This window comes from Patulibacter minatonensis DSM 18081, from assembly GCF_000519325.1.
GTDB classification, from domain to species: Bacteria; Actinomycetota; Thermoleophilia; order Solirubrobacterales; family Solirubrobacteraceae; genus Patulibacter; species Patulibacter minatonensis.
This window is the reverse complement of record NZ_KI912613.1, coordinates 4,984,614-5,006,097: the sequence shown is the minus strand read 5'-3', so window position 1 is coordinate 5,006,097 and position 21,484 is coordinate 4,984,614. Positions and strand designations below refer to the sequence as shown.

General features: G+C 75.4%; 24 protein-coding genes. 16 read left to right on the top strand and 8 right to left on the bottom strand.

Going from position 1 to position 21,484, the window contains the following annotated elements; genetic code table 11:
* Positions 1–196 precede the first annotated feature (196 nt).
* From PATMI_RS32855 to PATMI_RS0123500, 9 genes are all read left to right on the top strand, one after another.
* Positions 197–1,252: a metal ABC transporter substrate-binding protein gene (locus PATMI_RS32855; protein ID WP_051472213.1), complete on the top strand. Its 1,056-nt coding sequence runs from the start codon at positions 197–199 to the stop codon at positions 1,250–1,252.
* Positions 1,230–1,685 (top strand): Fur family transcriptional regulator, encoded by a 456-nt coding sequence (locus tag PATMI_RS35405; protein ID WP_051472212.1) that lies wholly within the window; start codon positions 1,230–1,232, stop codon positions 1,683–1,685. The genes PATMI_RS32855 and PATMI_RS35405 overlap by 23 nt, the downstream gene beginning before the upstream one ends.
* A gap of 88 nt (positions 1,686–1,773) precedes the next feature.
* Positions 1,774–2,118, top strand: a complete 345-nt coding sequence (locus PATMI_RS0123530) for a hypothetical protein (RefSeq protein WP_026912672.1) — start codon at positions 1,774–1,776, stop codon at positions 2,116–2,118.
* Positions 2,119–2,363: 245 nt separating this feature from the next.
* On the top strand, positions 2,364–2,729 hold the full coding sequence (locus PATMI_RS0123525) for a DoxX family protein (protein ID WP_036726329.1): 366 nt from the start codon (positions 2,364–2,366) through the stop codon (positions 2,727–2,729).
* A 122-nt stretch (positions 2,730–2,851) separates the two neighbouring features.
* Complete coding sequence (locus PATMI_RS0123520) at positions 2,852–3,205, top strand: hypothetical protein (protein ID WP_157260946.1); 354 nt, start codon at positions 2,852–2,854, stop codon at positions 3,203–3,205.
* A 312-nt stretch (positions 3,206–3,517) separates the two neighbouring features.
* A complete protein-coding gene (locus tag PATMI_RS35400) occupies positions 3,518–4,990 on the top strand; it encodes an aldehyde dehydrogenase (RefSeq protein ID WP_051472211.1) in 1,473 nt (490 codons plus the stop codon).
* Positions 4,991–5,083: 93 nt separating this feature from the next.
* Positions 5,084–6,313, top strand: a complete 1,230-nt coding sequence (locus tag PATMI_RS32840) for a molybdopterin molybdotransferase MoeA (protein ID WP_051472210.1) — start codon at positions 5,084–5,086, stop codon at positions 6,311–6,313.
* 82 nt (positions 6,314–6,395) lie between these two features.
* Positions 6,396–7,571, top strand: coding sequence for a helix-turn-helix transcriptional regulator (locus PATMI_RS38430; RefSeq protein ID WP_051472209.1), 1,176 nt, complete (start codon positions 6,396–6,398; stop codon positions 7,569–7,571).
* Complete coding sequence (locus PATMI_RS0123500) at positions 7,568–8,692, top strand: helix-turn-helix transcriptional regulator (protein WP_026912668.1); 1,125 nt, start codon at positions 7,568–7,570, stop codon at positions 8,690–8,692. Before PATMI_RS38430 ends, PATMI_RS0123500 begins: the two co-directional genes overlap by 4 nt.
* Before the next feature lie 211 nt (positions 8,693–8,903).
* Here the strand turns inward: PATMI_RS0123500 and PATMI_RS37010 are convergent, their stop codons facing one another.
* From PATMI_RS37010 to PATMI_RS37000, 8 genes are all read right to left on the bottom strand, one after another.
* Entirely contained in the window at positions 8,904–9,056 is a 153-nt protein-coding gene (locus PATMI_RS37010; RefSeq protein ID WP_157260945.1) for a hypothetical protein, read from the bottom strand.
* Between the two features lie 331 nt (positions 9,057–9,387).
* Entirely contained in the window at positions 9,388–10,059 is a 672-nt protein-coding gene (locus tag PATMI_RS35395; protein ID WP_026912667.1) for a DUF1775 domain-containing protein, read from the bottom strand.
* A complete protein-coding gene (locus PATMI_RS35390; RefSeq protein ID WP_051472208.1) occupies positions 10,056–10,454 on the bottom strand; it encodes a copper resistance CopC family protein in 399 nt (132 codons plus the stop codon). The genes PATMI_RS35395 and PATMI_RS35390 overlap by 4 nt, the downstream gene beginning before the upstream one ends.
* A gap of 161 nt (positions 10,455–10,615) precedes the next feature.
* Positions 10,616–10,861 (bottom strand): hypothetical protein, encoded by a 246-nt coding sequence (locus PATMI_RS0123480; RefSeq protein ID WP_026912666.1) that lies wholly within the window; start codon positions 10,859–10,861, stop codon positions 10,616–10,618.
* Positions 10,862–11,210: 349 nt separating this feature from the next.
* Positions 11,211–11,531, bottom strand: a complete 321-nt coding sequence (locus PATMI_RS0123475) for a hypothetical protein (RefSeq protein ID WP_026912665.1) — start codon at positions 11,529–11,531, stop codon at positions 11,211–11,213.
* 53 nt (positions 11,532–11,584) lie between these two features.
* The gene (locus PATMI_RS0123470) at positions 11,585–12,772 is read right to left on the bottom strand and encodes a zinc-binding dehydrogenase (RefSeq protein ID WP_026912664.1); all 1,188 of its coding nucleotides are present in this window, start codon (positions 12,770–12,772) and stop codon (positions 11,585–11,587) included.
* Positions 12,773–12,820: 48 nt separating this feature from the next.
* Positions 12,821–12,997 carry a hypothetical protein gene (locus tag PATMI_RS37005; RefSeq protein ID WP_157260944.1) on the bottom strand — a complete coding sequence of 59 codons (177 nt, stop codon included), beginning with the start codon at positions 12,995–12,997 and terminating at the stop codon, positions 12,821–12,823.
* A gap of 44 nt (positions 12,998–13,041) precedes the next feature.
* Complete coding sequence (locus tag PATMI_RS37000; RefSeq protein WP_157260943.1) at positions 13,042–13,215, bottom strand: hypothetical protein; 174 nt, start codon at positions 13,213–13,215, stop codon at positions 13,042–13,044.
* 74 nt (positions 13,216–13,289) lie between these two features.
* Between PATMI_RS37000 and PATMI_RS32820 the strand changes: the two genes are divergently transcribed.
* From PATMI_RS32820 to PATMI_RS0123425, 7 genes are all read left to right on the top strand, one after another.
* Positions 13,290–13,916, top strand: coding sequence for a TetR family transcriptional regulator (locus tag PATMI_RS32820; RefSeq protein WP_051472207.1), 627 nt, complete (start codon positions 13,290–13,292; stop codon positions 13,914–13,916).
* The gene (locus tag PATMI_RS32815; protein WP_051472206.1) at positions 13,913–15,586 is read left to right on the top strand and encodes a carboxylesterase/lipase family protein; all 1,674 of its coding nucleotides are present in this window, start codon (positions 13,913–13,915) and stop codon (positions 15,584–15,586) included. The genes PATMI_RS32820 and PATMI_RS32815 overlap by 4 nt, the downstream gene beginning before the upstream one ends.
* 168 nt (positions 15,587–15,754) lie before the next feature.
* Entirely contained in the window at positions 15,755–16,300 is a 546-nt protein-coding gene (locus PATMI_RS32810; protein ID WP_084270206.1) for a cupin domain-containing protein, read from the top strand.
* Between the two features lie 131 nt (positions 16,301–16,431).
* Positions 16,432–17,217, top strand: a complete 786-nt coding sequence (locus PATMI_RS32805) for an ArsR/SmtB family transcription factor (RefSeq protein ID WP_051472205.1) — start codon at positions 16,432–16,434, stop codon at positions 17,215–17,217.
* Positions 17,214–18,521, top strand: a complete 1,308-nt coding sequence (locus PATMI_RS32800; RefSeq protein ID WP_211241782.1) for an acyl-CoA dehydrogenase family protein — start codon at positions 17,214–17,216, stop codon at positions 18,519–18,521. The genes PATMI_RS32805 and PATMI_RS32800 overlap by 4 nt, the downstream gene beginning before the upstream one ends.
* A gap of 222 nt (positions 18,522–18,743) precedes the next feature.
* On the top strand, positions 18,744–19,889 hold the full coding sequence (locus PATMI_RS32795; protein WP_036726323.1) for an LLM class flavin-dependent oxidoreductase: 1,146 nt from the start codon (positions 18,744–18,746) through the stop codon (positions 19,887–19,889).
* Positions 19,886–21,469 (top strand): ABC transporter substrate-binding protein, encoded by a 1,584-nt coding sequence (locus tag PATMI_RS0123425; protein WP_026912663.1) that lies wholly within the window; start codon positions 19,886–19,888, stop codon positions 21,467–21,469. The genes PATMI_RS32795 and PATMI_RS0123425 overlap by 4 nt, the downstream gene beginning before the upstream one ends.
* Positions 21,470–21,484 lie beyond the last annotated feature (15 nt).

The following is a 21,484-nucleotide window of genomic DNA, read 5'->3' as shown; positions in this document are numbered from 1 at the left end:
GCGGGTGGCCGCGGTCGCGCGGTGGCACGCGGAGCACCGGCCCTCGACGTGGACCCGGACCGGCGGCCGGCGACGGACGCCGCGCCGTCATGTTCACCGCTTGAAGGTGATGAGAGTCAGTCTCATGTAAGGTCCTCGGTCGTCGGGCCGGGACGACCGGGTCGACGCGCACCCCGCCGCTCCCGTCAGGAACCGCATGCACGTCGCAGCACCCCGTCCGACCACCCGCCCCGCCGGGACGCTCCGCCGCCGGCTCGTCGCCGCCGCAGCGGTGGCCGCCGCATCCGTCGGCCTCGTCGCCTGCGGATCCGACTCGGGCACGTCCTCCGGATCCGGCGGCCGGATGACGGTCGTCGCGACCACGTCGCAGCTCGGCGACATCGTCCGCGAGGTCGGGGGCGACGCGGTGGACGTCCACCAGGTGCTCCAGCCGAACACCGACCCGCACGAGTACGAGCCGCGCCCCGTCGACGTCACGGAGACCGCGGGGGCGAAGGTCGTCTTCGCCTCGGGACTCGGGCTCGACGGCTGGATCTCCGACGTCGCGAAGCAGTCCGGCGGCGACGCCCCGGTGGTGACCGTCGGCGACGGCGTCCCGACGAAGCTCGCGGGCGACGAGCACGCGGAGGAGGAGCACGGCGACGAGCACGCGCAGGACGAGCACGCCGAGGCGGGCCACGACCACGAGGGCGACACCGACCCGCACTGGTGGCACGACCCCACGAACGTCGAGGCGGCCGTCGGCATCGTCCGCGACGCGCTCGTGCAGGCGGACCCGTCCGCCGCCGACGCCGTGCGCCGCAGCGCCGCCGCCTACCTCGCGAAGGTCCGTGCCCTCGACGCCCGGATCCGCGAGTGCGTCGCGGCGGTCCCGGAGGCCGAGCGCAAGCTCGTCACGAGCCACGACGCGTTCGGGTACTTCGCACACCGCTACGGCATCACCGTGGTCGGGGCCGCGATCCCCTCGCAGACCACCCGGGCGCAGCCGTCCGCCGGCCAGGTCGCAGCGCTCACGAAGCTGATCGAGCGCGAGAAGGTCAAGGCGATCTTCCCCGAGTCGTCCGTCAACCCGAAGCTCGCCGACGCGATCGGGAAGGAGACCGGGGCGTCGTCGGACCTCACGCTCTACGGCGACACGCTCGGCGAGCAGGGCAGCGACGGCGCGACGTACATCGGCATGGAGCAGCACAACGCCGACGCCGTCGTCCGCGGCTTCACGGGCAAGGCCGATGGCTGCACGTTCCCCCGCTGACGGCGCGGTCCGCGACCGCTGGCTCGAGCTCGCGACCCGGCGGATGACCGCCGCCGGGCTGCGCGCCGGCGCGGCGCGGACCGCCGTCGTCGAGACCCTGGCGCGCGAGGGCCAGTGCCTGCTGAGCGCCGCCGAGATCACGTCGCTGCTGCGCCCCGGCGGCGGCGGATCGACCGCCTCGGTCTACCGCGTCCTCATGGAGCTCTCCGACCTCGGGCTGCTCCGCCGGCTCGACGGGCGCGACGGCGTCGCGCGGTTCGAGATCGCCGACCCCGAGCACCATCACCACCACGTCGTCGACGAGCGGACGGGCGAGGTCCGGCCGTTCACCGACGACGACCTCGAGCGCTCGATCGAGCGGGTCGCCGACCGGCTCGGGATCGAGCTGCGCTCCCACGAGGTCGTGCTCCGCGGCGTCCGGCGCGAGGCCTGAGCGACCGGGGCGGGCGGCCCGCGGGCGTGAGAACGCGAATCACGCTCATCCGCTGGGCGGCGCGCCGACCCGGTCGTACGGTCGCCGCATGAGCGATCACGTGATCCACGAAGACCACGACCACCAGCACGGCCCCGGCTGCGGCCACGTCGCCGTCGAGCACGACGGGCACGTCGACCACCTCCACGACGGGCACCTGCACCACCAGCACGGCGACCACGTCGACGAGCACGTCTTCGTCGTCGACGCCGAGCACCCCGACGGCCACACGACCCCCGCCGCCGGCCACGACGACGCGCACGTCCACGGCCCGGACTGCGGGCACCCGGAGGTCCCGCACGGCGACCACGTCGACTACCTCGTCGACGGCGTCCTGCACCACCCGCACGGGGACCACTGCGACGACCACGGGCCGGTTGCGGTCGTCGGCTGACCTCTCCGACCGGTCGCGAAGCCTCAACGTGACGTCAGCGTCACGTAAGACCTGTCCAGGGCCCTTGGAACTTCCGGCCGGGCGCGCTACGGTCGTGGAGTCCGAGTGCTCCTGGCACCAGGACGGGACAACAACGGTCGGAGGCCCGGGACGGCCTCCGCCCACCACACACACGCCGTCGAGCGCCTCCGGATCCGTCCGGGGGCGTTCGGCGTTGTGGGGTCGGTTCTGCGAGCGTGCCCCGCATGAAGCTCTCCCCGCGTCGCGCGTTCGGGCCGTTCATGGCCGGCATGGGCGTCCTGCACCTCGCCGCCCCGAAGGTCTTCGCCCCGGCGATGCCGTCGTACCTGCCCGCCCACCGCGAGCTGATCCTGCTCAGCGGGGCCGTCGAGCTCGTCGCGGGCGTCTCGACGATGCACCCGCGCACCCGCCGGTTCGGCCGGCGGCTCGCGGCGGCCACCATCGTCGGCGTGTTCCCGGCGAACGTCGAGATGGCGCTGCACCCCGAGCGCTTCCCGAAGCTCCCCGGCGGACAGCGGACCCTCGTCGCCCGCCTGCCGCTGCAGCTCCCGCTGTTCCTGCTCGCGCTGCGCGCCGGCGGCGACGACTGACCCGGGCGGAGCACCGGCTCGGCGCTGGTGGGTTTTCCCACCGGACGACCGCGCCCGGGGCTGGGATGATGGGTGCAGGGACCGCCCCGCCCGGGCCGTCCGCACCCGTCGAGGAGCAGCACGTGTTCACGTTCGAGAGGATCATCCGCTTCTGGTTGCCGGCCACGATCTTCGCGGTCTGCGTCGTGCTCCTGATCGTGCGCCACGATGCCGCGGGCATGGAGGCCGCCGGGCTCCTTGCCGGCGGTGGAGGCGGGATCGTGCTGGTCAACTACATCCAGCGCGTCGGCTTCGCCGGGGACGTCGACCGCCACAAGGAGTCCGAGTCGCGGGAGTTCCTCGAGCGGTACGGGATGTGGCCGGGACAGGCGTCGCCGGAGCTGATCGCCCAGGCGCGGCGCGACGGGATGCTCGAGCACGTCGTGCTGCCGAAGCGGCCGGGTGCGACGTCGTCGTCGGGAACCGGCCGGGCGTAGGCACCGCGCGGGCGTGGGACACCGGGGTCCGCATTCCGCGACAGGACGTCGGTCAGGTTCGACGGCGACGACCGCGTGGTGCTCCGGCGACGTCGACGAGCACCGGGTCCGGCGGCCGCGACGGGTCGGACCCGCCCGGCATCCCGCCATCCGGGACGGTCCCACCGGACACGGAACGCGCCCCTGTCCATCCCCACAGCGATGCCGGGCGCCCCTCCCACGCGGAGGTCGTGTGATGGGAAGCTCACGACATGCGGGTCTCCGCCCGCATCGCCCTGCCGTCCGAGCGTCCGAGAAGACCGAGGAGAACACATGAGCACCGTCGCCGAGCTGGAAGTCACCTACGACACCCTCTACATCGGGGGGGAGTGGGTGCCGCCGACGGGGTCCGAGCGGATCACGATCACGTCGCCGTCGACGCTGCAGCAGATCGGCTCGGTGCCGGACGGCACCGAGCAGGACATCGACGTCGCCGTCACCGCCGCGCGCCGCGCGTTCGACGACCCGTCCGGCTGGTCGCGCTGGTCGGCCGAGCAGCGCCAGGAGACCCTGAACAAGCTCGCCGACGCGATGGACGCGCGCGCCGAGGACTCCGCGCTGCGGACCTCGTCGCAGAACGGCATGCCCGTCGCGATCTCCCGCGCCTTCGAGGGCCCGTTCCCGGGGATGGTCCTCCGCTACTACGCGGACCTCGCGACGAAGCAGGACGTCGAGGAGCGCCGCCCGGGCCTGCTCGGCGGCACCTCGATCGTCCGCCGCACCCCGATCGGCGTCGTCGGCGCGATCGTGCCGTGGAACTTCCCGCAGGCGATCACGTTCCTCAAGCTCGCCCCGCTCCTGGCCGCCGGCTGCACCGTGGTCCTGAAGCCGTCCCCCGAGACGACCCTCGACGCCTACACGATCGCGGAGGCCGCGGAGGCCGCGGGCGTGCCCGCCGGCGTCATCAACATCGTCCAGGGTGGCCGCGAGGTCGGCGCGTACCTCGTGCAGCACCCGGGCATCGACAAGGTCTCCTTCACCGGCTCGACCGCCGCCGGCCGGAAGATCGGCGAGGTCTGCGGCCGCCTGCTCCGTCCCGTGACGCTCGAGCTCGGCGGCAAGTCGGCCGCGATCGTCCTCGACGACGCGGACCTCGTGGGCAACATGGAGGCCCTGTTCGGCTCCATGCTCATCAACAACGGGCAGACCTGCTGGCTCAACAGCCGCATCCTCGCGCCGAAGAGCCGCTACGACGACGTCGTCGAGACGCTGTCGGCGCTCGCCAACGGCGTCACGATCGGCAACCCGCTCGACGACGGCACGCAGATCGGGCCGCTCGTCTCCCAGGTCCAGCGCGAGCGCGTCGAGGGCTACATCCAGAAGGGCAAGGACGAGGGCGCACGCGTCGCCGCCGGCGGCGGCCGCCCCGACGGCCTCGACGGCTACTTCGTCCAGCCGACGATCTTCGCGGACGTCGACCGCAACTCCGCGATCGCCCAGGAGGAGATCTTCGGGCCGGTCCTCTCCGTCATCCAGTACGACGACGAGGACGACGCCATCGCGATCGCCAACGGCACCGAGTACGGCCTCGGCGGCACCGTCTGGACGCAGGACCAGGAGCGGGGCCTCGCCGTCGCCCGTCGCGTGCAGACCGGGTCGATCGGCATCAACCACTACGTCAACGACCCGGCGGCGCCGTTCGGCGGCGTGAAGTCCTCGGGCCTCGGCCGCGAGCTCGGTCCCGAGGGCCTGGCGCACTACCAGGCGCTCCAGACCGTCTACCTGGACCCGCCGGCCGCCGGCTGATCCGGTCCGCCGGCGGTCGGTCCAGAGCGTCGGCACCTGGGACACTGCGGGCGTGCCCGGCACGACCGCAGTCCCGCCCGCGGGTCCTCGCCCATGAGGGCCCCGGCATCCCTCCCCGACGCGGTCGCCGCCGCCGTCGCGGCGGGTACCGCGGCACCGACGGGGGTGGAGCACGTCGCCTGCGTCGCCGCCACCGGTCGCGTGGCCGCCGCGGACGTCGTCGCGCCGGTGTCGCTGCCCGGGTTCGACGGCTCGGCGATGGACGGCTACGCGGTACGGGCCGCCGACACCGCTGCGGCCGGCGACGGCGCGCCCGTCGTCCTGGCCCTCGTCGACGAGGCCCGTGCCGGTCGTCCGGCGACCGGCACGATCGGCGCCGGGCAGGCGCTGCGCATCAGCACCGGCGCCCGGATCTCCGGCGGCGCGGACGCGGTGGTGCGGGTCGAGGACGCGGAGGAGTCGGACGCCGCGGTCGTCCTGCGGCGACCCGTGGCGGCCGGGAACGACGTCCGGCGTGCGGGGGAGGACGTCGCCCGCGGCGACGTGGTCGTCCGGTGCGGCGACCGCCTGCACCCGGGCCGCGCCGCGCTCCTCGCCGGCCTCGGCATCGCGACCGTCGCCGTGCGCCGGCCCCCGACGGTCTCGGTGCTCGTCACCGGCGACGAGGTCACGCCGACCGGCCGCCCGCTGCCGCCGGGCGGGGTCCACGACGTGCACGGCACGGCGCTGCCTGCGCTGCTCGCGGCCGCGGGGTGCGGCCCGGTCGACGTCGCGCACGTCGGCGACGACCCGGACGCGACGCTCGAGGCCCTGCGGTCGGCAGCCGGCGACCTGGTCGTCGCCTGCGGCGGTCTCTCGGTCGGGCGGCACGACCACGTCCGTCGCGCCTTCGCTGCCGTCGGGGTGCGGGAGATCGTCGCGGGCGTCCGCATGAAGCCCGGCGCGCCGACCGCCCTCGGCGTGCTCCCCGGCCCGACCGGCGCTCGCCCCGTCCTCGGCCTGCCCGGCAACCCCTCCGCCGCGCTCGTCGGAGCGGTGCTGCTGGCGGTCCCGATCGTGCGGGCGATGCGCGGCGCTCCGCCGGCCGGGCCGGAGCATGCACGTCTCGCGGTCGACGTGCGGGGGACCCCGGACCGGCACCGGGTGCTGTGGGCCCGGCTCGCGGTCGACGACGACGCGCTCCTCGTGGCCCGACCCGCCGCGCTGCAGCACTCCCACCGGCTGCGGACCCCGGCGGGCAGCGACGCCCTGGTGATCGTGCCGCCGGGACCGGAGCACCGGGCGGGCACGATCGTGCCGGTGCTGCGTCTGCCCGGTGCCTGACGGCCCTGCCGGGGGTCGTCGCGTCATACAACCCCCCGGAGTCGGGGGTTGCGCCCCCGGTGTCCCGCGCGTAGAAGATCGCATGCACCAGAACCTCGATCGGCGGCCCGCCCCGGCGTCGGCACGTCGCTCCGGGTCCTGGGACGGGGTCGTGGGTCGCGTGCGGGAGTGCGCCGACGCCGCTGCCGCCGTGGCGGTTCCCGGCGGGACGGTCGACCGCGCGCTCCTCGCCGACGTCACGGCACGGATCGCCGCCAGCGAGGCCGAGCTGCTGGCCGTGCTCGCCGACCCGGCGTCCACGCCGCTGGTCCTCGACGCGGCGTGCTCCGCCCTCACCGAGCTGCTCGACACCCAGGCCGAGCTCCGGGGCTTCGAGCTGCGGCTCCGCTTCCGGGCGCTGGAGCGGGTGCACGAGGCCGTCGACCGGCTGCGGCGCGCCCCCACGGTCCGGCAGCTCGTCGAGAGCGTCCCGCGCGAGCTGTGCGCCGCCGGCGCGTTCGACCGGGCGATGATCTCCCACCTCCGCGGATCGACCTGGGTCCCGCGCCGGATGCACTTCGAGAGCGACGAGCGCCACCCGACGAACCTGGCCTTCCGCGACTACTCGCTGCAGGCCGAGATCGCCCTGACCTCGACGATGCCCGAGGCCGAGCTCGTCCACCGGCGGACGCCCACGCTGATCCGCGACCGGGCGTCGCTGCAGCGGGTCGCCCAGCCGATGCTGCAGGTGTCGCAGTGCAGCGGCTACGTCGCCGCGCCGCTGATCACCTCGACGGGAGTCATCGGCTTCCTGCACGCCGACGCGTTCTCGTGCGGGCGCGAGCTCGAGCCGGAGGACCGCGACAACGTCCGGGCCTTCGCCGACGGCCTGGCGCTCGTCTTCGAGAGCGCGGTCGCCGCCCAGCGGGTCGAGATGCAGCGCCGCGACGTCCGCGACGCGTTCAGCCAGGCCGAGCGCCGGGTCCTGGCGCTCCGCGAGCCCACGGTCGCGTTCCCCGGCCCGTCACCGTCCGGGGGACCGGTCGCCCCGGGCCCGCCGGTGGCGGCGACCCTCACCGACCGCGAGCGGGAGATCGTCGCCTGCCTCGCGGCCGGCGCGAGCAACCGGGACATCGCGGCGGAGCTCGTGATCGCGGAGAGCACGGTCAAGTCGCACGTGAAGAACGTGATGCGGAAGCTCGGGGTGAACACGCGCTCCGGGGTGGTCTCGCAGGTCCTGCAGACGACGATCGCCCAACAGGGGCGCGTCCGCCCGTGACGCTGCTGGACGGACGGGTCGCCCGCATCGCCCCGTCGCCGCTCCACGGTCCCGCCTACGGGCGCCCCGAGCGCGAGCTGCACGCCCGGCTCGAGCGGCTCCGGGAGGCGCTGCCCGACCACGGCGGGGGGCCGGCGCCGGCCGTGCCGCGGGCACGTGGGGCGGCCGTGCTCGCGGAGGAGCTGTCGGCCCACTGCCTCGAGCGCCTCCGGACCGGGGACCCCGGGGATCGCGACGCCGCCACCCACCGCGACGCGCTCGTCGCGCTCCGGGCGATGGCGACCGAGGCCTTCGCGTTCGATCGGGCGCGGACGGCGCAGCGCGTCACGGGATGCCGGATCGCGCTCGACGTCCTGCGGGCCGCGCCGACGCCCCACCATCTCGTCGAGGAGCTGTGCGCGGAGCTCGTCCGCCACGTCGGGTTCCGGCGGGCGACCCTGGCGCGTCGCGACGACGGCGACTGGGAGCCGTGGACCGCGGCGGTGACCGACGACTGCCCGGGGGACGACGCCCCGCGGGAGCTGCTGGCCGCCCCGCCGCAGCGCGCGATCGCCCGGGTCGTCCGGGCGGGCGACGAGGAGCTCGGCCTGCTGGTCGTCGACCACGGGCCGGACGGCCGGGACGTCGACGCGCTCGACCGCGAGGCCTTCGACCTCTTCGCCGCCGGCGTCGGCGCGACGTTCGAGCGGACGGCGATGCTCGCCCGCCTGCGGCTCCAGCGCGACCACGTCCTCGAGCGTCTGGCGGCGGTCGACCGGGACGTCGGGGAGCTGACCAGCGCGCCGGTCGAGCTGACGCATCTCCCGGAGGCCGGGAGTGCGACGGTCGCCCCGCGCGTCGCTCCCGCGCTGCGCAACGCCCTGGGGGAGTCCGACGACGACGACCGCCTGACGGTCCGGCAGGCCGAGATCCTCGGGTTGGTCCTCCACGGGCACTCGAACGCGTCGGTGGCCGCCGAGCTCGGCATCACCGTCGGGACCGCGAAGTCGCACGTCAAGCGGATCCTCCGCAAGCTCGGCGTGATCAACCGGGCGCAGGCGATCTCCGCGTGCATCGACGCCGGGTGGGAGCCACCGCGGCGAGAGCCGCCCGTGGCCTCGTCGGGGTCCGACGACCGCTGACGGGGGCGAGCTCGGGGGTGGGCGTCGCTCCGGGGTCCACGTTGGTCGGAGGGCGACCATCGGTGACCGCGGGGCCGGTGGTCTGCCGGTCGGTCTCGGGGTCGGGGGCCACGTTGGTCGGAGGGCGACCATCGGTGACCGCGGAACACGTGGTCCGGATCCGGCGCCATCGGGCGGCGGACGGGGCGGCGGACCGTCCCGTCCGCGGCGGTCAGCGGATCGGTCCGGCGCGGCGCGCGTTCAGCACGACCCAGACGAGCAGGATCAGCGCGACGATGCCGATGATGCCGCCGCCGACGGCGACCTTCGCGAGGAAGAGCACCAGGGCGACGACGACGAGGAGGGCGACGAGTCCGTAGAGCATCGTGCGCCCCTATCGCCGGTCGGCGGTCGGGCCGCCGGTGCAGGTGTGCGGGGTGGGGGACATGCGGGTGGTCCTTCCTTCGGGGGACGACGCCGGTCGGCGTCGCCCGTCGGCTACCCCCGGCCCCCGGCCCGATGAGCCCGTTCGACGCATGGACGGTCCTGCTTGACATCCGCGTCCGACGGGAGGACGCTTCGGCCGCGCCGGGGCCGCGCCGGGGCCGCGCCGGGGCCGCGCCGGGGCCGCGCCGGGGCCGCGCCGGGGCCGCGCCGGGGCCGCGCCGGGGCCGCGCCGGGGCCGCGCCGACGGCGACCCCTCCTGCCGACGCGCCTCAGGCCGTCCCGCTTCGCCGCAGCACGGCGACGCCCAGGATCGCGACGAGCAGCGCCGAGATCCCGAGGCCGCGGGCGACCCAGTCGGTGTCGTCGGGCGATCCGCCGGCGGTGGCCGTCGTTGCGACGGGGGCCTTCGCGCTCGCCGCCCCGGACGTCGTCGCGGGGGCGGACGTGTCCTCCGTGCCCTCGCCGCCCGCGTTCTGCCGCGGCGCGCCGGCGACGACCTTCGTCACCGGGGCGGGGCTCTCGGATCCGGGTGCGCCGATCCAGCGTGCGACCGGTCCTTCGTCGTAGGTCTGGATCGCCTTCCAGGTCAGCGTCGTCGGCTTGTCGGGGGTGCTCGCCAGGAAGCGGAACGCGGCGAACCCGTCCTCGGCCAGCTTCCCGGTCCAGACGACCCGGTCGACCGCGCCGTCGGGGGCGGTGATCAGCTTCCGCTTCCAGCCGGGGGTCTCGCCGTAGGAGAACGGGATCACGCCGGGTGGGAGCTTGAGGTCGACCTTCGTCGTGTGCGCCTCGCGCTCGCTCGGGATCAGGACGGTGAACTCGACGGGGTCGTCCGGAGCGACCGTCGACGGCTGGAGCTGGACGTGGGCACCTGCCGTCCCGGCCCCCGCGAGGGGGACGACCACGGCGATCGCGGCCGCGAGGGCGGCTCGGCGGCTCATCGCTTCTTCAGCCGGAAGGTGAAGCTGCCCGACTGGTGGTGGCCGTCGGCGGCGACGGCCGTCCACCGGGCGGTGTACCGGCCGGCCTTCAGCCCGGACCGCAGGCCGACCTTGATGCGCTTGACGTTCGTCTGGTCGAGGCCGCCCCGGCCCCTCGAGACCGTGGTGCCGCCGCGCGTGACGACGATCGTGCCGGACTTCACCTGGCCGGTGAACGTGACCTTCACGGTCTGCACGGAGGTCGACGCGGTCCCGCCGGCCCTCGGGCTGGTGGAGGAGACCTCGGTGTGGGCGTCGGCGGTCGCGACGCCGAGCGCGAGGGTGCCGAGGACGGCGAGGGCGGCGGCGGTGCCGCGGGCGGCGGGGAGGGAGGCTCGGGCGGATGCGGAACGCATGGTGGGATCGCTTTCGTGGTGCGGGTGTGCGGTTGGAGATCGGGTGGGCGCGGCGGCGCCGCACCGTCCGGCCCCGCGGGGCCGGACGGTGCGGCCCGTCGATCACGGGCCCGACCGTGGGCCGGGCCCGCCGGACGCGGGCGCCCGGGGGAGTGCCGCGACTAGCGGGAGACCGTGGCCCTCGTCGTGCCGACGACGAGCTCGAGGGTCACGGGGACGCTGCCCTTGGCCTTGCGGAGCTTCGCGCCCTGCGACGCGGACGGCTTGACCGTGATCGACCCGGTCCCGTCCCGGCCGACGACGCCGGACTTCGAGCCCAGGATCGTCGAGTTCAGGCCGTGCCGGCGCGCCTGCGCGGCGGAGACCGTCGCGCGGACGCGGAGCGCCTGCCCGGCCGGTCCGGTCACCGCGACCGGGACGCCGGTGGACGCGATCGCCGCGGGCGTGAAGTGCGGGCGACGGGGCCCCCGCGAAGCCGCGGGGAGGGGAGGGTGCCGAGAAGGAGGCGGAGATGCGTGCCGTGTTGGCTTTCATGGGGTCGATCCGGGTCGTGCACGGGGGAGGGCGGCGGTCCGGGAACGCCGGGCGGAGGCGCGCGCGGGGCGCCGTCCTCTGCGGGCGATCGGGCCGCGTCGGTGCGCAGGTCCGTCACCGGACCGCGCGTGCGGGGACGCGGCGGCCCGCGCCCCGCGTCGGGGCGTGGGGCACCGCGGGCGCGGGAGGAGCGACCCTCCGGTGCTCGACCGGGAGTCGTCCTCAGGTGCCGGCGTGCACGCCCGGTGGCGGGCGCATGGCCAGCGCGAACGCCAGCGCGGAGCCCACGGGCCGGACGACGTCCGGCAGGACCGGGCGCGGGACCCGCGACGCGACCCGCGGTGCGCGCGGGCGCGCACGGCGGGCCCGCGCCCGGGCCAGGGTCCGCTCGCCGGGGAACGCCCCGGCGGCGAGGATCAGGAAGAGCAGCAGCGCCGGCCCGAGGACCAGTGCGGCGTGCGGTGACGCGGCAGCGAGCATCCCCGACGCGGCGAGCACGCCGAGCGCCGTGCCGATCCGCGGGAGATGGGGGCGTGGCCGCATCCGGCCGGACTCTAGCGGAACCCCCGGGCGCCGGAGCGAATCCCGATCGGGAATCAGGCTTCCGACGGGACTGGCTGGTCGAGCCGGTCCGCGGCCGACGCGGGGTCGATCAGCACCTTCGCGTGCGTCGGATCCGTGCCCAGGGCCTCGAAGGCGGCGCCGACCCCGTCGAGACCGACCGTCCCGGTGATCAGCGGCCGCGGGTCGACGTCCCCGTCCGCGAGCGCGTGCAGCGTGTCGCGGAACTCGAGCGGCGTGTAGCCGAAGACGAACCGCAGGTCGATCTCCTTGTTGATGCCCATCGCGGGGGTGATGCGGTCCTCGCCGACGCAGACGCCGACGACGACGATCCGGGAGAACATCGGGGCCCCGGCCATCAGGTCCTGCAGCATCCCGGGAACGCCGACGCACTCGAAGACCACCGGGTGCGGCGGGTCCGCCAGGCCCGCCCGGTCCGCCGACCGCCAGAGGTGCCACCACCCGACGGGGAGGCGCTGCATCTTCTCGAGCGACGAGACCGCGAGCTCGAGCGTGTCGGGGATCGACCGCAGGTGGCGGTCGGAGCCCGCGGCCCACGGCGAGTCGGTGGTGGGGTCGACGACGACGTCCGCCCCGCAGCGCTCCGCCAGCGCTCGCCGGCCGGCCGACGGGTCGCTCGCGACCACCGTCCGCACCCCGCGGGACTTCAGCGTCAGGATCACGCCGAGCCCGACGGGCCCGCACCCGACCACGACGGCGGTCTGCCGTCGGCCGACCTCGCCGCGCAGGACGGCGTGGCGGGCGACGGCCATCGGCTCGGTCAGGGTCGCGACCTCCGGGTCCAGGCCGTTCGGGACGGGCAGCATCAGCGAACGCTCGACGAGCAGCTGCTCGGCGTAGGCGCCCGGCGCGTGGCGGGACAGACCGGTGAGATCGATCGCCCCCGGCGTGCGGTTGCGGAGCATCGGCAGCGCGACGACCGGCGTGCCCTCGGGGACGGTCGCCTTCGTCCGCGGCCCGTACTCCGCGACGCGCCCGCAGAACTCGTGTCCGAGGACCACCGGCTGCGCCACCCGGCCGAAGCGGTCGTAGCCGACCTGGTCGGCCATGTCCGCCCAGGCGTCGAACCCCTCCCGGGCGTGGAGGTCCGAGCCGCAGACGCCGCAGCGCAGGACCTCGAGCCGCACCTGTCCGGGCCCCGGCGTCGGCTCGGGCAGGTCCTGCACCGACAGCTCGGTGTGCTGGCAGACGACGGCGCGCATGGCGGCAGTCTGCCAGCGGCGTGGCGGTCCGGTCCGACCGCCGGACGACTACGCGGAGCCCCCGCGGCGCGTCCCGTCGCCCCGCACCGCCAGCGCGGCGAGGTACAGCCCTGCGACCACGAGCGGGAAGAACGCGAAGACCGGTGCTCCGATCACCGCCACCACGACGATCACCACGATCACGCCGCCGAGTCCACCGATGAGTGCCGCGCGGTTCTGGTCCATGCGGTTCGCGTACCCGGATCCGCCGGTCGTGATCCGGGGTCGGCTCAGCCGCCGCTGCTGCCGCCGCTCGACATCGCGCCCGACCGCATGAGCTTCCTGCGGCGCTCCGCCTTGCGGCGGGCCTCGGCGACCTCGTCCTCGGTCTTGCCCTCCGCCCGGGCCCGCGCCTCGGCGCGGTCGGGGGAGACGCGGTCTCGCAGGGTTCCGATGATGCCCATGGTCCTCCCGTTCCCGTCTCGCGCGATCACAAACAGGGCTGTTTGGAAAAGATCTGACCTGTATGGTCGAAGGCATGGTCGCCGACGCCACCGCCGACGTGACGGACGCCGAGGAGGGCACGTTCATCCGGCGTGCCCGCCGGTCGCAGCTCGTCGCGGTCGCGATCACGACGATCGCCGACGTCGGGCTCGAGCGCGCCTCGATGGTGCAGATCGCCAAGCGGGCGGGCGTCAGCCGCGGCGTCCTCACCCACCACTTCACGGGGCGCGACGACGTGCTCGACGCGGTCGTCCGCGAGGTCTACGCGGTGGCCCGCGACGCGCTCGCGGCGAAGGTGGCGGCGGCCGGCGACCCGCGCGCCTCGCTCCTGACGTTCGTCGGCGGGAGCATCGACTTCTACGCGGCCTACCCCGACCACATGGCTGCGCTGCGCGAGATCTTCGCCGTCGACGGGCGCCCGGGCGCTCCTGGGAGGGCCGACGCCGACGACCACCGTGGCGAGCGGGACGCGGTCGTCGCGCTGCTCCGCGCGGGGCAGGAGCGGGGCCTCTTCCGGCCGTCCGACGTCGAGACGAGCTACGCGGTGATCCGGGCGATCCTCGACGCGGGGCTCGTCCGCGTCCGGGCGGGCGCCGACGTCGACGCGCTCCGCGCGGAGCTCGTCGAGACGGTCGATCGCACGACGAGGGCGGCATCGTGACCCGCCCCGGCCGGGCGTTGGCCGCGGTCGCGCTGGCGGGGATCGCGCTCGCCGGCTGCGGCGGCGGGGACGATGACGGTCGGACCGTCGCGGGCGGCACGACCGGCGCCCGGCCCGCCGCGACCGCGCCGGGCACGCCGGCCACGTCGACGCCGACCGCGCCCGCCACGGACGCGCCTACCGCGTCGACGACCAGCGGCCGCCTCCGCGGCGTCGCCACGGGGCGCGCCCACGAGTTCCTCGGGGTCCGCTTCGCGAAGCCGCCCGTCGGCGCGCGCCGCTGGACGCTCCCCGAGCCGGCGCCCCGGGCGGCCGGAACGGTCGACGCCACGAAGCCCGGAGCGCCGTGCGCCCAGGCGGGCGCCGCCCCGGGGGCGAAGGCCACCGCATCGACCTCCGAGGACTGCCTCTTCCTGAACGTCACGACCCCGGTGGACGCGCGCCCCGGACAGCGGCTGCCGGTGATGGTCTGGTGGCACGGCGGCGGCTTCACCAGCGGGTCGGGTGCGGTCTACGACGCGCAGCGGCTCGCGAGCGAGGGGCACGTCGTCGTCGTCACCGCGAACAAGCGGCTCGGGATCTTCGGGTACCTCGGGCTGCGCGGCCTCCCCGGGTCGGGGAACTTCGGCTTCGCCGACCAGCTCGCCTCCGCGCGGTGGGCGCGCGAGAACGCGGAGGCCTTCGGTGGCGACCCGGAGAACCTCACGGTCTTCGGCGAGTCCGACGGCGGTATGGCCGCGTGTGCGGCCCTGACGTCCCCCGCGGCGCGCGGCCTGATCGACAAGGTCGCGATCAGCTCGGGGTCGTGTCTCCTGTACTGGCCCGCCGGCACCCTGCTGCCCGGCACGCCGGCGCAACGGCCGTACGTCTCCCTGGCCGACAACCGCGCGCTGGGGGCGTCCGTCGCGAGGAAGCTCCGCTGCACCGGACGGGACGCGCTCGCGTGCCTGCGGCGGCTGCCGACGAAGGCGCTCCTCCCGCAGAGCGAGGGCTTCTCGAACGTCCTCGCCTACGGGACGACGCTCCTGCCGGAGGACCCCGCGAAGGCGGTCGCCGACGGGCACACCGCTCGGATCCCCGTGCTCTCCGGCGGCAACCGCGACGAGGAGCGCGCGTTCCACGGCGGCGCGGAGCAGGCGAAGCCCGGAACCTTCACCCGCGCCACGTACCCGCGCCTCCTGCGCACCGCCTACGGGAGGGACGCCGGAGCCGTCGCGCGGACGTACCCGCTGCGCCGCTCCGCCTCGCCGGTCCTCGCCTTCTCGGCCGTCACGACCGACGGCTCGTGGGCCTGCCCGACGCTGCGCGGAAACCGCGCGCTCGCCCGCCGCGGGCCGGTCTACGCCTACGAGTTCGCCGACCCGCACGCGCCGAACGTCAACGGCGTGCGGGCCGTCCCGCAGGGTGCCGCGCACGCCACCGACGTCCCGTTCCTGTTCGACCTCGGGGGCCGGAGCCTCCTCCGGACGCCGGAGCAGCGCGCGCTGGCCCGGACGATGGTCGCGTCGTGGACGAGCTTCGCCCGTGACGGTCGTCCGAGGGCGGACGGCGCCCCCACGTGGCCGCGGTTCCGCGGCGGCGACGAGGTGCAGCGCCTGGCCCCAGGCGACATCGGCCGCACGGACGTCGCGGCCGAGCACCGGTGCGGGTTCTGGGACCGGCTCGGCTGAACGGCGCCCCGGGCGGACCGCGTGCAGGTCCCGGCATCCCTGGGGCGACGATGCAACGGGCGTTGAACCAATAGGTGCTTAATCTGACCCGGTACAACAGGTTTCGGCGCGGACGGCGTCTCCGACGCGCCCGCGCCGACCCCAGACGCCGAGTCCACGGAGGACCCCATGGCCACCACCGACCGCACCACCCCCGCGACGCCCGCGGACCCGTCGACCGCGACCCCCGCCGTCCCCGCGACCGGACCCGAGGGCCTGTCCGGCGCATACTGGCGCCGGCCGCTCGTCCGCTCGCGGCAGGACGAGCGCTGCGACGACACCCCGCAGACGAGCGGCATGCGCCGCTTCGCCGCGATCTCCGGCGGTCTCACCGGGTCGCAGCACCTGTGGATGGGCGGCAACACGGTCCGCCCGGGGGAGGCGTCCGACGATCACCACCACGGGCCCGCGGACTCGGGGATCTACATCGTCTCCGGGCACCCGCGCTTCACCTTCGTGGTCGACGGGCGCGAGGAGTCCGTCGACGCCGCGCCCGGGGACTTCGTCTACGTGCCCGCCTACGTGCCGCACCGCGAGGAGAACCCGTCCGCGGACGAGGACGCGGTCGTCGTCCTCGCGCGCAGCACCCCCGAGGAGATCGTCGTGAACCTGCGGGACCTGTGGGACACCACGGGGATCCCGGACGCCGGCGACGAGGCGCGGCCGGTCGCCTGATGCGACGACGCGGCGGGTCCGGGGCGCCGACGGCCGGTACGCCGTCCGCACGCGGACGCACCGGTGACGGCTCCAGGCCGGCCGCGACGATTCAATTCTTGTAAAACCGTATCTGGTTTAGGCTTATTCCAATGACGGGTGAAGCAGACCTCGCGGCGATCGGATCGCTGCTCTCGGATCGGACGCGGGCCACGATCCTCACGACGCTGCTCAACGGCGGACTGACGCCGGCGTCGAAGCTCGCGGAGCGCGCGGGCGTCTCGCGGTCCCTCGCCAGCTCGCACCTCCGCAAGCTGACCGAGGGCGGGCTGATCACCGTCGAGCCCCTGCGGCGCCAGCGGCTGTACCGCCTGTCCGGTCAGCACGTCGCCGACGCGCTCGAGGTCCTCCTCCTGATGGCGCCGCTCGCGCCGGTGCAGAACCTGAAGGCGTCCCGCGAGCGCGACGGCCTCCGCGAGGCACGCCTCTGCTACGACCACCTCGCCGGGCGACAGGGCGTCGCGATCACCGACGGGCTGCTCGCCGGCCGCCTGCTGGTGCCGAGCCCGGGCGGCTACACCGTGACGACGCGCGGGGAGTCCGCGTTGCGGGCCCTCGACATCGACGTCGAGGAGCTGCGCGGGCGGCCCCGCCAGCTGACCCGCGCCTGCATGGACCGGTCCGAGGGCCGGCACCACCTCGCCGGTGGCCTCGGCGCCGCGCTCACCGGTGACCTGCTCCGGCGCGGCTGGCTGCAGTCGCGGGAGGCCAGCCGCGTCGTGAGCCTGACCCCCGCCGGGCGCACCGGCCTGCGGGACGCGCTGGGGGTCGTCGTCCGGGAGCAGGACGACGATGCGCCGGGCGTCCACGGCTTCGTCGCCCACGGGCACGGCCACCAGCACCTGCACAGCGACCACGCCCCGGCGGTGGGCCCGTGACCGCGGTCGGCACCGCGGGCCGGTCCGGTGACCGGTCGTCGTCGGCCGGACGCCCGACGGCCACACTGCCCGCGGGCGATCCGCGTGCCGTCCTCGCCGCCGCGGACCGCGTCGCCGCCGCGATCGCCCCGCGCGCCGCGGAGCACGACCGCACCGGAGCATTCGCGCACGAGCACGTCGCCGCGCTCTGGGACGCCGGGCTCGGCGCTCTGACCCTGCCCGTCGCCCTCGGCGGCACCGGCGCCGACCTCCGCACGAGCACCGAGGCCGTGGCCCGCATCGGCGCGGCGGACCCGTCGACCGCACTGGTCTGGGTCATGCACCTGCTGCAGCTGCGGCTCCTCGGCGAGCCCGGCGGGGGCTGGCCGGACGCGCTGCGCGACCAGGTCGTCGCCGACGTTCTGACGGGCCCGGCGCTGCTCAACGCGCTGCGGGTCGAGCCGGACCTCGGAACCCCCGCCCGTGGCGGCGTCCCCGCCACCCGCGCGGTCGCGACCGTCGACGACGCCGGCCGACCGGCCTGGCGCCTGTCGGGCCACAAGGTCTTCAGCACCGGCAGCATCGGGCTGCGGTGGTTGGCGGTGTGGGCGTCGGCGGACCGGGCGACGCCGGGCGACGCCCCGTCTGCGGGACCGCTGGCCGGCACGTTCCTCGTCCGTGCCGACAGCCCCGGCGTCGAGATCCGCGAGACCTGGGACCACCTGGGCCTGCGGGCGTCCGCGAGCCACGACGTCCTCCTGCACGACGTGGTCGTGCCGGCCCACCACGCGGTCGGCCTGGCGCCGGTCGGCGGCGACTCCCCGCTCCGGCGGGGCCCGCTGGCCGCGTGGACGACCGCGCTCCTGACCGCGGTCTACGTCGGGGTCGGCCGCGCGTCCCGGGGTGCCCTCCACGCGTACCTGCACGACCGCGTCCCGAGCAACCTCGGCGCCCCGCTGGCGACCGTGCCACGCCTGCAGGCCGAGGCGGGGGAGGTCGAGGCGTCGCTGCTCGTCGCCGAGTCGCTCGTCGTCGGACTGGCCCGCGACGTCGACGCCGGCGGCCCCGATGCCGCGGCGGCGGCGGAGCGCGCCGGACTGGTGAAGACCCTCGCGACCCGCGCGGTCGTCGACCTCACCCGCCGGGCCGTCCAGGCGGTCGGCAACGCGGGCCTCACCCGGCACCACCCGCTCGAGCGTCACCACCGCGACGCGCTCTGCGGGCCGGTCCACACGCCGCAGGACGACACCGTCCTCCAGGCCGCCGGCCGGACGGCGCTGCACCGGAGCGCCGCCGCCCGGGAGGGCCCACCGGGCTGTACGTAGGGCGGCCGGCCGCGAGAGCGGCGCCGCCGGCGACGACCCCGCCCCGCGCGGGTCGGCCCAGGAGCCGGAGTCGCCCTCCTCATCGGCCGCCGTCCGCGGCCACCACGACCGCGGGGCCCACGCCCCGGACCCCACCCACCGGCAGCCCTCCGCCGCCGGTGACGGGACCGCCATGCCCGCGGCGGCCCCGCATCCGACCCCCTGCGAAGGACCCACAGCACCATGCCCATCGAGCTCATCGGCCTCATCAGCACCAACGACGCGTCGGAGACCCACCAGTCCGCGGGCCCGCTCGTCGATCCCGACCACACCCGCCGCTTCGCCCTGGCGCACGAGGAGAGCGACTTCGACCGCGTCCTCATCGGCTACTCGTCGGCGTCGCCGGACAACCTCCAGGTCGCCGCGTTCGCCGCCGCCAACACCGAGCGGCTCGGCTACCTCGTCGCGCACCGCCCGGGCGTCGTCCAGCCGACGACCGCCGCGCGCTACTTCGCGACGCTCGACCAGTTCGCGAAGGGCCGCATCGCCCTGCACACGATCACGGGCGGCTCCGAGCACGAGCAGCGCCGCGACGGCGACTTCCTCGAGAAGGCCGACCGCTACGCCCGCTCCGAGGAGTACCTCCGGATCCTCAAGGAGGTCTGGACCGCGACGGAGCCCGTCGACCACGACGGCCGCTTCTACCGCTTCGAGGACTTCCAGCTCGCGGTCCGGCCGTACCAGCAGCCGCGGATCCCGATCTACTTCGGCGGCTCGTCGGAGGACGCCTACCGCGTCGGCGGCGCCGAGGCCGACGTCTACGCCCTGTTCGCGCAGCCGCTCGACCAGATCGCCGAGGAGATCGCGCGGGTCCGGCAGGCCGCCGACGCCGCCGGCCGCGCCACGCCGCCCGGCATCAGCGTCTCCTTCCGCCCGATCCTCGGCGCCACCGAGGACGAGGCCTGGGAGCGCGCGCACCGCATCCTCGACACGACGAAGCAGCGGATCGCCGACGGGCAGGGCCTCAAGGAGTACCGCCGCTTCCTCTCGTCCGGCCCGAAGAGCGTCGGCTCGCAGCGCCAACTCGACGCCGCCGCCCGCGGGGAGCGCCACGACCGCGCGCTCTGGACCCCGCTGGCCGCCGCCACCGGCGCACCGGGCAACACGACCGCGCTCGTCGGCACGCCCGAGACCGTCGCCGAGGCGCTCCTGGACTACGTCGACCTCGGCGTCACGACGCTCCTGATCCGCGGCTTCGACCCGTTGGCGGACGCGGTCGACTACGGCCGCGAGCTGATCCCGCGCGTCCGGGCCGGGGTCGCGGAGCGCGACGCCGCGAAGGACGCCGCCGCCCAGCACGCCGCGACCCGTCAGGGGGTGGCCGCATGACCCGCCGCGCAGCCTCCGGGCACCGCGTCACCCTGACCCGCGGCGGCCTGCTCGCCGCGGGCGCCGCCCTCGTCCTCGCCGCCGCCGGCTGCGGCACGGGGGAGGACTCCACGACGAACGCCGCTGCGTCGGGCAAGGCCTCGACCGCCGAGGGCGGCACGCTGCGCTGGGCGATCAACGCCAACGCCTCCTGGGACCCGGTCACCTCCGCGGCGGGCAACGAGGTCCGCCACCTCGGCCTCGTCTACGCCGCGCTGACGTCGATCGACGAGCAGGGCAGGCCGCAGCCGGGCCTGGCCACGAAGTGGGCGTTCTCGAAGAAGGGCACGGTCCTGACCTTCACGCTGCGGCCGGGCGTGACCTTCACCGACGGCGCGAAGCTCGACGCGGAGGCCGTCAAGACAAACCTCGACCGCGCGCAGCAGCAGAAGGGCTCCGTCCTCACGCAGCTCCTGGCGAACGTGAAGAAGACCAAGGTGGTCGACGCGTCGACGGTCGAGCTCGACCTCTCGCAGGCCGACTACGGCCTTCCCCTCGTGCTCGGCGGCAAGGCCGGCATGCAGGTCAGCCCGAAGGCGATCGCCGCGGGCGTCCAGAACCTGCCGACGAAGCCCGTCGGCGCCGGCCCGTTCCGGCTCACGAAGTTCGTCCCCGACGCCTCCTCGACGCTCGTCCGCAACCCCGGCTACTGGGACGCGAAGGAGATCCACCTCGACGGCGTCGACCTCCAGTACCTGAACGACCCGCAGGCGGTCCTGGCCGGCCTGCAGTCCGGCAGCATCGACCTGGCGAGCTCCACCGGCAGCCAGGTCGCGGCCTCCAAGCGCGCCGGCCTCCAGGTCGAGCAGCTCCCGAGCCTGTCGGCCGCGTCGATCGAGATCAACGACGCGATCAAGCCGTTCGACAACAAGAAGCTGACCGAGGCGATCAACTACGCGATCGACCGCAAGGCCCTGATCCGCACCCAGAACGGCGGCATCGGCGAGCCGTCGTACCAGCCCTTCCCGAAGGGCTACGTCGGCTACAGCCCGGAGGTCGCCGACCTCTACCCGTACGACCCGGACAAGGCGAAGCAGCTCGTGAAGGAGGCCGGCTTCCCGAACGGCGTGACGATCCCGATCACGTACTTCGACGCCCAGGGCTACAAGGGCCTGACCGAGCAGCTGCAGGCGCAGCTCGCCGCCGTCGGCATCAAGTCGAAGCTCTCGACCCTGCCCCTCGCGCAGGCCGCCGAGCGCGTCTACGTCAAGCACGACGTGGCGTTCAACCCCAACGGCATCGTCGGCCGCGAGTCGCCGCTGCAGATGCTGGACGTGCAGTACGGCAAGGACGGCCTGCTGAACCCGGGCCGCAAGGCGAGCCCGGAGCTGACGACGGCGATCGCCGACGCCGCGAAGCTGCCGCTCGACGATCCGAAGTACCCCGCGGCGATCCAGGCGGTCACCGCCCGCGCCGCGAAGGAGAGCGCCGTCGCGTTCCTCTACACGACGCCGACGGTGCTCGTGCACACGAGCAAGGTCTCCGGGATCCGGCCCTACATCGTCGGCACGCGGCTGGAGGGCGTCCGGCTCGGCGGCTGAGCCGGCGGCGGACGA